The sequence below is a fragment of the Pseudomonas kielensis genome, assembly GCF_014236655.1.
GTDB lineage: Bacteria > Pseudomonadota > Gammaproteobacteria > Pseudomonadales > Pseudomonadaceae > Aquipseudomonas > Aquipseudomonas kielensis.
Map to the genome: position 1 here is coordinate 1 of NZ_JACMYG010000003.1, position 11,721 is coordinate 11,721.

Annotated in this window: 12 protein-coding genes; 11 read left to right on the plus strand and 1 reads right to left on the minus strand. The window is 62.3% G+C overall.

All coding sequences use genetic code 11. The features are described from left to right. Positions 1-308: AraC family transcriptional regulator ligand-binding domain-containing protein (locus H7995_RS03310; RefSeq protein WP_185817989.1), on the minus strand; the 308-nt coding region annotated here is incomplete at its 3' end. A 224-nt stretch (positions 309-532) separates the two neighbouring features. On the opposite strand from H7995_RS03310, the gene H7995_RS03315 reads away from it, so the two are divergent. The 11 genes from H7995_RS03315 to H7995_RS03365 all read left to right on the plus strand — a co-directional run bounded on the left by H7995_RS03315 (position 533) and on the right by H7995_RS03365 (position 11,606). Further along, positions 533-1,054 (plus strand): 2,4'-dihydroxyacetophenone dioxygenase family protein, encoded by a 522-nt coding sequence (locus tag H7995_RS03315; protein ID WP_166591228.1) that lies wholly within the window; start codon positions 533-535, stop codon positions 1,052-1,054. A gap of 132 nt (positions 1,055-1,186) precedes the next feature. Next, on the plus strand, positions 1,187-2,209 hold the full coding sequence (locus H7995_RS03320; RefSeq protein WP_198422817.1) for an NAD-dependent epimerase/dehydratase family protein: 1,023 nt from the start codon (positions 1,187-1,189) through the stop codon (positions 2,207-2,209). A 68-nt stretch (positions 2,210-2,277) separates the two neighbouring features. After that, complete coding sequence (locus H7995_RS03325; RefSeq protein ID WP_185817990.1) at positions 2,278-3,876, plus strand: arylsulfatase; 1,599 nt, start codon at positions 2,278-2,280, stop codon at positions 3,874-3,876. A gap of 69 nt (positions 3,877-3,945) precedes the next feature. Continuing rightward, on the plus strand, positions 3,946-5,025 hold the full coding sequence (locus H7995_RS03330; protein ID WP_182344433.1) for a zinc-binding dehydrogenase: 1,080 nt from the start codon (positions 3,946-3,948) through the stop codon (positions 5,023-5,025). A gap of 324 nt (positions 5,026-5,349) precedes the next feature. Continuing rightward, complete coding sequence (locus H7995_RS03335; protein WP_166591225.1) at positions 5,350-6,765, plus strand: SRPBCC family protein; 1,416 nt, start codon at positions 5,350-5,352, stop codon at positions 6,763-6,765. Positions 6,766-6,926: 161 nt separating this feature from the next. Then, the gene (locus H7995_RS03340) at positions 6,927-7,937 is read left to right on the plus strand and encodes a thiamine pyrophosphate-dependent dehydrogenase E1 component subunit alpha (protein ID WP_166591224.1); all 1,011 of its coding nucleotides are present in this window, start codon (positions 6,927-6,929) and stop codon (positions 7,935-7,937) included. A 9-nt stretch (positions 7,938-7,946) separates the two neighbouring features. Further along, a complete protein-coding gene (locus H7995_RS03345) occupies positions 7,947-8,990 on the plus strand; it encodes an alpha-ketoacid dehydrogenase subunit beta (RefSeq protein WP_166591223.1) in 1,044 nt (347 codons plus the stop codon). A gap of 11 nt (positions 8,991-9,001) precedes the next feature. Further along, positions 9,002-9,250: a lipoyl domain-containing protein gene (locus H7995_RS03350; protein ID WP_166591222.1), complete on the plus strand. Its 249-nt coding sequence runs from the start codon at positions 9,002-9,004 to the stop codon at positions 9,248-9,250. A 5-nt stretch (positions 9,251-9,255) separates the two neighbouring features. After that, positions 9,256-9,945 (plus strand): 2-oxo acid dehydrogenase subunit E2, encoded by a 690-nt coding sequence (locus H7995_RS03355; protein WP_166591221.1) that lies wholly within the window; start codon positions 9,256-9,258, stop codon positions 9,943-9,945. Beyond that, positions 9,945-10,685 (plus strand): lipoyl protein ligase domain-containing protein, encoded by a 741-nt coding sequence (locus H7995_RS03360; RefSeq protein ID WP_182344435.1) that lies wholly within the window; start codon positions 9,945-9,947, stop codon positions 10,683-10,685. Before H7995_RS03355 ends, H7995_RS03360 begins: the two co-directional genes overlap by 1 nt. 132 nt (positions 10,686-10,817) lie before the next feature. Beyond that, positions 10,818-11,606 (plus strand): hypothetical protein, encoded by a 789-nt coding sequence (locus H7995_RS03365; protein WP_166591219.1) that lies wholly within the window; start codon positions 10,818-10,820, stop codon positions 11,604-11,606. The last annotated feature ends 115 nt before the right edge of the window (positions 11,607-11,721 follow it).

The following is an 11,721-nucleotide window of genomic DNA, read 5'->3' on the forward strand; positions in this document are numbered from 1 at the left end:
AAGTAATTGCCCAGCTCGACCAGGGCCGCGCGTACGTCTTTGGCATTGCGGATCAGGTAGAGCAATGGGCCAAACACATTCAGGCCCTGAAACAGGCCGTATTGCAGGGCGAACAGTCGGTTGCGGCTTTGCAGCTCGCATTCATCGAGCAGGTTGAGCACCTTGCGATAGGAAATCAGGCTGTCCGGATGGGCTTCCAGGTCACGGGGCAAGCCGGCTTGCAGCAGCAAGATTTCAGCGTTCAAGCCCTGGCTGGCGGCAAATGTTGAAAAGTTGGCTAGACCAGAGGCCCGGACAAAGTCGGTCATGATGTGGGCACCTATTTATTTTTATTGGGCCATGGCGCCAGAAAGTCTGGGGCTGCCGGCTTTTTATGAGTGGTTACTGCGGCAATGAGTCGTCGCCGCAGCCAGTATACGGCTGTCGCGTATTGAAATGTTTATAGCGGTAATTATCAAATCTTTGCGCAGTGCCTGGGGCAGTATGAATCTCAGATTGGATATTGATTCAGCAGCCTTCCAGGAGAATAACAATGGCCTTTCCAATTCCTTTTTATGACCACAAAGACTTGCTCAGCCTCGACACCAATGAGTTGCCGATCTACGAAAACGCCATGGCACCGTATTTCCCTGGTGTTGACGTGCAGCCGCTGTTCCTTGATCCGAGCGTCGGCATCTGGGTGCTGCGGGTTATTTTCCACCCAGGCGTAATGCTGCCCTGCCATTACCACACCGGGACAGTGCACTTGTTCACCCTGTCCGGAAAGTGGAACTACGTGGAGCACCCGGACCAGCCGCAGACCGCTGGTTGCTACCTGTACGAGCCAGGTGGCTCGATCCACACCTTCATGACACCGGCGGATAACACCGAACCGACCGATACCTTCATGGTGGTCTACGGTGCCAACGTCAATTTCGACAAGGACGGCAACTACGTCAACATGATGGACGCCAGCGACATCATGCAAATGATCGATCGCCTGACCAGGGAGCGAGGCCTGGAACCGGCCAAGTACATTCGTCCAGGCCCGGCCAGCTACAGCATCGGCCGTTGATGTCTACCTGTACCAGAGTCGTTCGGACGCTGGTACCGACCCCCTGAATTCCTATCCTGTGTGCTCCGTCTGGCTGGAAACTTCCACGCTGGCGCTTGAGCGTGCACGAGTGTCAGCCGTGAAGGACAGATCATGACAAACGCCACTATGCCCATCGGCAGTGCCGGACAAACCCCTGACGTACCGCGCTCGGTATTTATCACTGGCGCCAGCGGCTTTATCGGCCGCGCCTTGGCCAACCGCTACCGGGCATTGGGTGCCGAGGTGCGCGGTATGGACTTGCAGGCCGACCCGGCGAGCAATGTCGTCGCCGGCAACCTGACCCAGCCAGCGGCCTGGTCCGGGCACGCCAAGGGGTGTGAGCTGTTTATCAACACAGCGGCAGTGGTTTCGCTGGCCGCACCCTGGAAGCTCTACCGTGACGTCTCGGTGCAGGGCGTGCGTAATTGTCTGGACGCCGCCGTCGCCGGGGGCGCCAAGCGTTTCGTGCAGTTTTCCTCGATTGCAGCGCTGGGCTGGGACCACCCCAATGACGCCGATGAGCATTGCCCGGTGGTCATCGGCAAACAGTACCGCTACGGCGTGGCCAAAGGCGCCAGCGAGCATCTGGTGCTGGCCGCCCATGCTGCCGGTGAGATCGACTGCACCGTGATCCGTCCGGGCGATGTCTACGGGCCGGGTTCGCGCGCCTGGCTCAGCGAACCGCTGAAGATGGCCAAGGCCGGGGCGCTGATTCTGCCCAATGGCGGGAGCGGTGTGTTCACGCCGGTGTATGTCGACGACCTGCTTGACGGCGTGATGCTCGCGGCGGGCTTGGCGCAGGGGGCCGGGCAGATTTTCCACCTGTGTGGCGACGGCCCGGCGACCTGCAAAAGTTTTTTCTCCAACCACTGGCGTTGGGCTGGTCGCAGCGGTTCGCCGCGCAGCCTGCCGCTGTCGGCCGCCGTTGCGCTGACCCGCGTGATCTGGGGCGTCAACAAGCTGCTGCAAACGACCAATGAAGTCACCCCGGATGCCATGTACATGTTGGCCCGCAAGGGCAACATTTCCAGCGCCAAGGCCCAGCGTCTGCTCGGTTACCTGCCCAAGGTGGACCTTGCGGAAGGGGTGCGCCGCTCCGAAGCCTGGCTGCGTGAAACCGGCCAGATCAGCTGACTCGATGAGCCCTGTGGTTGTGGGTGCGCCAAGTGCCCCGGCCGCTTTTACTGATACGGAGAACAATAATGAAGATAAAACTCTCGTGTACAGCATTCGCCCTGGCACTGGCAGCGTTGCCATTGGCGGCGACGGCGGCGGGCGACCCGTTTCTCAAGGCGCAGATGATCGCCGAAAACCTGGAACCGGTGATCGTTCATCCCGAGCAGCAAAAAGCCGTACAGGAAAAACTCGCGGCACTGGAAAAACACAGCGGGCGTAAGCCGAATATCCTGATCTTGCTGGTCGACGACCTGGGGTGGGGCGATGTCGGTGCCTATGGCGGCGGTACAGCCGTCGGTGCGCCGACGCCGCACATCGACAGCCTCGCCAGTGGGGGGCTGAAGCTGACCTCCACTTACGCCCAGCCGACCTGTACGCCGACGCGTTCGGCGATGATGACGGGCCGCCTGCCGGCGCGCACCGGCCTGACCCGGCCGATCCTCACGGGCGAAAATCCCAAGGTCAACCCCTGGGCCTCTGAGCAAACCGCCGCGGGCCTGCTTTCTGCTGCCGGCTACCGCACCGCACTGTCCGGCAAATGGCACTTGGGCGAGCCCGACGGTTTCCAGCCGCAGCAAGTCGGTTATGACGAATACCTGGGCATCCTCAGCGTTTCCAGTGAATTCTCTCAGGGGCTGGATGCGCGCTTGGTGCCCAACCTGGTGCTTAAGCCGGAGCGCATGGCCGCATTGAAAAAAGTCAGCCGCTCGGCGATCACCGCCGGCAAGCGCGGTGAACTGGCGCAGGTGCTCGAGCCCATCGACTCAATCGAGGCGCTGGCACAAATCGACCAGAAGTTCGCCAACTTCTCCGAGGACTTCATCCGTCGTTCAGTGAAGGCCCAGAAGCCGTTCTATCTGATCCACTCCTTCTCGCGGGTGCACAACGACAACTACCCGGCCAAGGGATACGCCGGGAAAAGTCCGGCCGGATTTCCCTACAAGGATGCCGTGGTTGAGGTGGACGATATCGTTGGCCGGCTGATGCAGACCCTCAAGGACACGGGGCAACTGGACAACACCCTGGTGTTCTTCACCTCGGACAACGGGCCGTCCGACGACCTGCTGCCCGACAGCGGCTACACCCCGTTCCGGGGTGGCAAGGGCAGCACCTGGGAAGGCGGCGTACGCGTACCGGGCATCGCCTACTGGCCGGGGATGATCAGCGCCGGGCGCCAGAGCGATGGTTTGTTCGACCTGATGGACCTCTTCAACACCAGCCTGGCTGTCACGGGTAACAGCGCCAAGGTGCCGAAAGATCGATACATCGACGGTATCGACCAGAGCTCATTCCTGCTCAGTGATCAGGGGGTATCCAACCGTGAAAGTGTCTACATGTATGCCGAACGCCAACTGATGGCGATCCGTTGGGAAGAGTTCAAGGTGCACCTCAAGGTCTTCGACGTGAAACGCGCGGGCGCCAACCTCGACGAGTCGCTGGTCTCCAGCACCGGCATGTCGCCCTGGGTCTACAACCTCTACGTCGACCCGAAAGAGCAGGTCAGCACCGGCCACCGTAACTTCGAATGGGGCCTGCCACGGGTGGTCGGTATAGCCGGACGCCACCTGGCGACATTCCAGAAATACCCGGCCAAAGACCTCGGCCTGGCCAAGCCGGTTCAGTAGTAACCCGAGCTGGTGGCCTGTAGCGCTGTGCGCCAGCTCGAACCTTTCCTGATGAGAGCGAGAATTACGATGAAAGCAGTCGTCATGCGTGACAAGCAACTGTTGGTCGAGAGCATCCAGGCGCCCACCCCGGGGGCCGGCGAAGTGTTGGTCAAGACCCTGGCCTGCGGTATCTGCGGCTCTGACCTGCACATGTTCCACCACTGTGAGCACGTGCTGGCCAACTTCAAGCGCGGCAATATTCCAGTGGCGTTCGATGTCCGACAGGACGTGGTGTTCGGCCACGAGTTCTGCGCGCAGATCCTTGACCACGGTCCCGGCAGTGACAAGAAACTCAAGGTGGGTACACGGGTCTGCTCGCTGCCGTTCGTGATCACCCCGAGCAGCTTTGACCACGTGGGTTACTCCAACCGTTATCCGGGTGGTTTCGGCGAGCAGATGGTTCTGTCCGAGTCCATGCTGGTGCCGGTGCCGGGTGATCTGCCGGCGGAAATTGCCGCGCTGACCGAACCCGTGACGGTGGCCGTGCATGCGGTCAACCGCGCACAACTGGCCGGTGATGAAGTGCCGATAGTGATTGGCTGCGGGCCGATTGGCCTGGCCATGATCGCCGTGCTCAAGTCCCGCGGCATTGGTCCGGTAATCGCTTCGGACTTTTCCGCCAAGCGCCGCGCGTTGGCCGAGAAGATGGGGGCCGACGTGGTGGTGAACCCGGCGGAACAATCGCCGTATCAATCCTGGCTGCAGGTGGCGGCGCCGAGCGGTTACGACATCAACGGGCCGATGGCATTGTTCGGCCTGGGGCCGCAGCCCAAACCCTGTGTGGTGTTCGAGTGCGTCGGCATCCCGGGCTTGATCCAGCAGGTGATCCAGAACGCGCCGCCGCGCTCGCGGCTGATCGTGGTGGGCGTGTGCATGGAGTCGGACACAATCGAGCCGTTGATTGGCATCGGCAAGGAAATGAATGTGCACTTCTCCTTCGGCTACAGCGGCGAAGAGTTCGCACAGACCCTGCACGACCTGGCTGACGGCAGGCTTGACGCGACCCCGCTGATTACCGGCACGGTGCAGATGGCCGGGGTGGCAGAGGCCTTCAGTGCGTTGGGCAAACCGGATGAGCACGCCAAAGTGATGATCGCCTTCGACTGATTCGTCGGGCATTGATAGCGCCCGGTGCTCATCGCCGGGCGCTTTAGCATCACCCCCCAGCGAACCGGGCGGGTTTCAGTGAGTGGCAGGTGCCTGCGTTCTGTTGCTCCTCAGGGGTTGGCGTAGTTTGTCAAATAGCTGGCGCGCACTGCCTATCTAACGCTTTGACCCCGTACCGATAATGCAACCCGACATGACTTCCCATGGGACATGAGGCCCTGACCGAATGCGCCTCAGCCGAACGCTGCCAATCAGCCGCGTTCGCGCCGAACGCGTTGAGCGCCAGGCCATGCCCCCAACACAACAACAAATAGGGTCAAAGTGATGAGCCAGCGGCTTTGCCAGATTGCCTTTAGCGTCAGCGACCTGAGGCGCAGTCACCAGTGGTACCAGGACCTGTTCGGCTTTGTGCCGAGCGGCGGCACCGAAGCATTCAAGGGCTGGGCCGCCGAGAAGGTGCAGGGCGTACCGGGTGCGGCCAGCACCTGCTGGTGGTTGCTGGACACTCAGGAGCAGTTCCAGATCGAGCTGTTCCAATTTCATCGGCCCGAGAGCCGGCCGCTGCCGGGTGACTGGCGTCCGTGCGACATCGGTTACAGCCTGGTCGGTATCCATGTGCCGGATTTCGATGCGGCACTGGCCCGGGCCGAACGTCTGGGCAGCCCGCTAATCGGCGCAGTGGTAGGCACCGCCGGTTGTCGCCGCGTCTGCCTGCGCGATCCGGACGGGGCCCTGCTGGAGCTGATGGAAGACGATCCGCGTGCACCCAATCCGCGTGCCCGGCCACGTTCCGGGATGCTCTCAAGCGCTCGCTTCATCACCCTCTCGGTGGCCGACCTGAAGCAGTCGCGTGATTTCATGCTCAATGCCCTGCAGCTGGATGAAGCCCATGGCGTTGCTCTGCACGGACCCGAGCACGAGGCGCTGTGGGGGCTGGTCGGTGCGCGGCGCGAGAGCCTGCTGTTCTGGGCCGATGACATGCTGATTGAGGTCGTGCAGTACCTGGATCCGCCAGGCCGGGGGTTGCCGGCGGATTACCGAATCAGTGACTTGGGTATCCTCAACCTGGCGTTCGGCTACCGCAGCCAATCGGAGCTACGCCGGGTCTTCGACCGCACGGTGAATGCCGGTGCGAAGCCGAACTTTCCGTTTCCGTTCAGCGTGTACAACTGGGGCGTGATGTACGTCAACGACCCCCAGGGTTTCTCCTTCGAACTGCTGGCGGTGCGCAAGTATTACGACCGCTTCATGGGCTTCACACCCAAGCATTTCGACACCGAGGTGGCTCATCAGGTGTTGGTGGACGCACCACTTGAATTGATCTGGGAGCGTCTGGCCGATCACGCCGGCATCGGAGACTGGTTCTGCTACCAGGGCAAGCTGCTGCAGCCTGGCCAGGGGCATCCCGGCGGGGTGGGGGCGATACGCCAATTGACGCGTTTGGGCGAGCGGGTGGTGGAAGAAGTAGTGACCTTCGAACCGCTCAAACGCATGGATTACCGCCTGATCAGCGGCGCGCCGGTGAAGTTCCACTTCGGCCGCATCGAGCTGAGCCAGAGCGCCGATGGCAGGGTCTGGCTCGACTACAGCATCCGTTTCGCCGCACGCATTCCCGGCAGCCAGTGGTTCCTGCGGATGTTGATCGGCGGGCGCATGCGGCGCGGGGTGGAGCGCTTGAAGGTGATCTGCGAACAGCAGGCCCGACAGGCGCAAACACGCGGCCAAGTGCAGACGGCATGAAATGCCATACACCCGTTCGCTCGACCGGGCGACGACTCAATTGTCACAGCGCAAGCACTGTTGGGCTATCGAGCCAGGGTGACGGCGTGCGTCGTTCCTGGGCCTGGCTGTTCGAAACCGGCCAACTGGCTTGAACGGGTCCAACCTGAAGGGAGATTTCAATGCAACCGACTCATGAGCAGCTGTCGTGGATGTACCACCGCATGCTGTTGATCCGCGAATATGAAGACACCTTGGCCATGGTGTATTTCGAAGGCAAGTTGCCACCCAATGTGCAAAAAGGCCTGGCCTTCGATATTGGTGCCGGCAGCATTCCCGGCGAGATGCACCTGTCAGCCGGCCAGGAAGCTGCCGCGGCGGCCGTCTGTGTGCACCTTCAAGACAGCGATTCGGTGTGGGGCACTCATCGTGCGCACCACTTCGCCATCGCCAAGGGCGTGCCGCTTGATCGCATGACTGCAGAAATATTTGGCAAGGTCGACGGCCTCTGCCGCGGCAAGGGCGGGCACATGCATTTGTATGATGTCGAGCACAACTTCGCCTGCAACGGGATCGTCGGGGCCGGCATTCCCCATGCGGTGGGCGCCGCCCTGGCCGCACAGCTCAAGGGCAACGGGGCGGTGTCGGTGGCCGAGTTCGGTGAAGGGGCAGCCAACCAGGGCTCCTTCCACGAGTCGTTGAACCTCGCCAGCTTGTGGAAGCTGCCGGTGGTGTTTGTCTGCCAGGACAACAACTACGGCATATCGGTCAACAAAAAGGCGTCCACCTCGGTGGCCAGCAACGCCGAGCGCGCCGCCGGTTATGGCATGCCCGGCATCCAGGTGGCGGAGAACGACGCCGTGGCCATGTTCGCCGCTGCCGGCGAAGCCATCGCTCGGGCGCGACGTGGTGAAGGCCCGACGCTGATCGAGATGCAGGTGGACCGTTACTACGGCCACTTCCAGGGCGACCCCGAGGGCTATCGGCCCAAGGGTGAGGTCCGTGCCCTCAAGCAGCGCGATCCGATTCTACGCCTGGAGCGTCAGTTGCTGGAGCAGGGTCTGCTCGACGAAGCGGCGCTCAAGGCAGCCCGCGAGCAAGCCAGGCAGCAGGTCGCCGAGGCCATCGCCTTCGCCCGCGCCAGTGCCTATCCCGAGGTCGCCGAGGCCTTCCAGCATGTATTCGCAGAGTGAGAACCGTCCATGAGCCAATCAACTACCACGGCTGAATCCCGCAAGTTGCCGTTCTATGCAGCCATGGTCGAGGCCATCCGCCAGGAGATGCAGCGCGACAGTTCGGTGTTCTGCCTCGGCGAGGACGTCGGCCAGATCGGCGGGGTGTTCCAATCCACCGTCGGCCTGTTCAAGGAGTTCGGTGCGCAGCGCGTGCGTGACACGCCGATTTCGGAAACCGCCATTCTCGGCACTGCGCTGGGCGCAGCGGCGCAGGGCATGCGGCCGATCGCCGAGCTGATGTTCGTCGATTTCATGGGGGTGTGTTTCGACCAGATACTCAACAACATTTCCAAGACCACCTACATGTCCGGTGGTGCCATCAAGTTACCTCTGGTGATCACCGCGTCCACCGGGGGTGGCATCTGCGACGCAGCGCAGCACTCGCAGACGCTGCACGGTTACTTCGCCCACACCCCCGGTATCAAAGTGGTGATGCCGTCCAACCCCTATGACGCCAAGGGCTTGATGACGACGGCGATCCGCGACGACAGTCCGGTGGTCTATCTGTTCCACCGGGCCTTGCTCGGCCTGCCGGTGATGAACTTCATCGACGCCAGGTTTGCCGAGGAAGTCCCTGAGGAAAGCTACAGCATTCCCTTCGGCCAGGCGCGCCGGGTGCGTGAAGGCAGCGACGTGACCGTGGTCGCCTTCTCGCAGATGGTACCCAAGGCACTGGTTGCAGCGGGTGAACTGGCGGCCAAGGGCATCAGTGTCGAATTGCTCGATCCGCGCACTCTGGTGCCGCTGGACATGGACGCGATCTTTGCCTCGCTGGAGAAGACCGGCCGCCTGCTGGTGGTCGACGAGGATTACCTGAGTTTCGGCGTCACCGGCGAGATTATCGCGCGGGTGGCCGAGCAACTCGACCGCATCAAGCTGAAGGCGCCGCCGCGTCGCCTGGCCATTCCCGACGTCTCCATCCCTTATAGCCCGGCGCTGGAAAGTGCCGTGATTCCACAAAGCCGTCACATCGTTGCGGCGGTGGAAGAGTTGATGACCTTTAACCTCTGAGAACTGAAGCCATGATCAATATCCAACTGCAAGATGAAGCCTGGGAAAACCTTGAAGTCGAGATCGAGGCGTTGCTCGATGAGTGGCACGTGAAGGTCGGCGATACGGTCCAAGCGCAACAGTTGCTGGCCAGCGTGATGGTGGTCAAGACCAGTTTCGACGTGCTGGCCCCGGCCGCCGGAACCATCAGCAACCTGTTGGTGGCGGCTCAGGACAACTTCACCCGCGGCCAGGCCCTGGCTGAACTGACAGAGGCCTGACGATCATGACGCAGCAACCGAGTCCCGAGGACCGTAAACGGATACCGATAACCGGCCTGCGCGGCATCATCTCGCGCAGCATGACCCAGGCCTGGCAGGCACCCCGCGTGGCGCTCGGGCTGGAGCTGGAAATGGGCCCGCTGCTGGCCAGGGCCAAGGCCATGAGTGCCGTCGAAGGGGTCAAGATCACCCCGACAGTGCTGCTGTTGGTCGCCCTGGCTCGCACGCTCAAGCTTCACCCACGGCTGAACGCGCTGCTCACCGACCAGGGCATCGAGGAGGTGCATGCGGTCAACCTGACGGTGGCGGTGCATACCGAAAAGGGCCTGCTGACTCCGGTGATCCGTGATGCCGAGCAAAAGTCGGCGGTGCAACTGGCGGCCGAACTGGGCGAGTTGGCGTCCCGCGCGCGGGAGGGCAAGTTGCCGCCGACGGCCTATCAGAAAGGCACTTTTACCCTGAGCAATCTGGCCGCAGCCGGGATCGACTGGGTGACGCCGATCCTCAACGCGCCGCAGGTCGGCATTCTCGGGGTTGGTCGTACCCGCGAAGGGGTGGTGGTGCGTGACGGCGCACCGGCGGTGGCGCAGGTCGCCACGCTCACCCTGGTGTTCGATCATCGCGCGGTGGATGGGTATCCGGCCAGCCTGTTTCTACGTGACCTGGGCGCTTGCCTGACGGCGGCACAGTTCTGATGTCAGCGTTGTGCGGCAATCCACCCGCCGAGCCCAAGCTGTTCGGTGCACGGCTGCAGTGCGCGTATGCCGAACAGGCCTGGATCAAAGAACAGTTGGCGGTCGGGATCGGGGGGCCGCAATTGGCCCTGGTGGAATACCTGCGGCCGGCACTGATCTACGGGCGCCGCGGTGGTGATCAAGAGGCGGCGCAGCGGCGCGCCGGCGCGCTCGGCTACGGGGTTGCACGGCGCAGCAGTGGTGGCGGGGCGGTACTGGCCGGTCCCTGGTTGCTGGGCGTCGAACTGCTGTTGCCGCACAGCCATGTGTTGGCGCAACTGAGTCCGGTGGAAAGTTTCCGCTGGTTCGGTCGTTGCTGGCAGCACGTGCTGCGTGAGCAGGGCTATGCCAGCCGGCTGGCCGATGCTGCCAGCATCGCCACGCACAATGCGGCGGCGCAGGCGGCAGCGGTGGACTGGATCTGCTTCGCCGGTCTTGGGCATGGCGAGCTACTCGATACCGAGGGACGCAAGCTGCTTGGCCTGGCTCAGTACCGGGGTCGCGCAGGGGTGCTGTTGAGCGCCGGTTTGCTGCTGGCCGCGACGCCCTGGGAAGACCTCGAATGGATTCACCTGGGCCAGCGCACCCGCTATTCAACCATGCAGCAACAGGCTTCAGCGGGGTTGCCGGGGCTACAACGGGACCTACTTTGCCAGCGTCTGGTGCTAACCCTGCAGGCGGAACTGGCGAGCGCGTCATGAGCATTTGACTGAGCGCATGACTGGCTGGCGAGCGCTCGGAAACTCCCGACCCAAGAAGCCGGCCGACCACGCTCGGACAATGATCCACTAACAGCCCGCGCGGCGGGCATACGGTTTTATGAGGTGTAAACGATGAATACCCAAGACTGGCAGGCCTGCCCGTTGGATATGAGTGACCTGGATCTGTCCGGGGACAAGCTGCGCGAGCAGTGGGATCGGCTGCATGCCGGGAACCGCGAACCCTTCCCGCCATCCGCGCAGTTGCAAGAGGCGTGGCGCCAGTATCACTTGGGCAACTTTGCCCAGGCGGTCAATATCGGCCTTGAAATGGATGGGCAAGGGCTGGTGCCAGCGGCTTTTGCGACCACAATTTATGCGCAGTACATCGAAAAGAACGACAAGAACAAGACTGAACTGTTCAAAGAAGCCATGGCAATGTGCAAGAAAGCCGAGATGAGCGGTGTATCGAGTGCCAATGTGCATTACATGTACGCGGTTGCCATGGGGCGCTACAGCCAGTTTATCTCGATGATCGAGGCACTGGCTCAGGGCTTTGGCGGGAGCATCAAGGAGCAGCTCGAGAAGTGCCTTGGCCTCGAACCGGATCATGCCGAAGCGTATGTCACCTATGGCGGTTGGCATGCCGGCATCACCGATCAGGCCGGTGCTCTTATGGCACGCATGCTCTATGGTGCGACCCAGTGCGGCGCCCATGAGCACTACGACGCGGCAGTCAAGCTGGCGCCTGGGGCGGTGGTGCCGTTTATCGAGTACGCGCGTGGACTGGAGGTGATGTATGGCAGTGACGATCCGGGTGTCGTCGAGAAGCTGCAGCGGGCCCTGCAGTTGACGGCTCACGATGCCATGCAGCGCCTGGATCAAGAGCAGGCGCGGCAGCAACTTGCCCAGCTCCAGGCCTGAATCCAACGTTACGTGCAGTCCTGATGAGGTGTGCGTGCGCGCGCGGATCGGATGTGGTTGAGGGCTATCCCCCGCAGGTTGAGCGCCAATCGCTGTCCGGTCCGTGAGCTACCTG

Excerpts from the sequence above, each read along its gene's own strand:
- H7995_RS03315 (WP_166591228.1), top strand. The coding sequence starts at position 533 with ATGGCCTTTCCAATTCCTTTTTATGACCACAAAGACTTGCTCAGCCTC.
- H7995_RS03320 (WP_198422817.1), top strand. The coding sequence starts at position 1,187 with ATGACAAACGCCACTATGCCCATCGGCAGTGCCGGACAAACCCCTGAC.
- H7995_RS03325 (WP_185817990.1), top strand. The coding sequence starts at position 2,278 with ATGAAGATAAAACTCTCGTGTACAGCATTCGCCCTGGCACTGGCAGCG.
- H7995_RS03330 (WP_182344433.1), top strand. The coding sequence starts at position 3,946 with ATGAAAGCAGTCGTCATGCGTGACAAGCAACTGTTGGTCGAGAGCATC.
- H7995_RS03335 (WP_166591225.1), top strand. The coding sequence starts at position 5,350 with ATGAGCCAGCGGCTTTGCCAGATTGCCTTTAGCGTCAGCGACCTGAGG.
- H7995_RS03340 (WP_166591224.1), top strand. The coding sequence starts at position 6,927 with ATGCAACCGACTCATGAGCAGCTGTCGTGGATGTACCACCGCATGCTG.
- H7995_RS03345 (WP_166591223.1), top strand. The coding sequence starts at position 7,947 with ATGAGCCAATCAACTACCACGGCTGAATCCCGCAAGTTGCCGTTCTAT.
- H7995_RS03350 (WP_166591222.1), top strand. The coding sequence starts at position 9,002 with ATGATCAATATCCAACTGCAAGATGAAGCCTGGGAAAACCTTGAAGTC.
- H7995_RS03355 (WP_166591221.1), top strand. The coding sequence starts at position 9,256 with ATGACGCAGCAACCGAGTCCCGAGGACCGTAAACGGATACCGATAACC.
- H7995_RS03360 (WP_182344435.1), top strand. The coding sequence starts at position 9,945 with ATGTCAGCGTTGTGCGGCAATCCACCCGCCGAGCCCAAGCTGTTCGGT.
- H7995_RS03365 (WP_166591219.1), top strand. The coding sequence starts at position 10,818 with ATGAATACCCAAGACTGGCAGGCCTGCCCGTTGGATATGAGTGACCTG.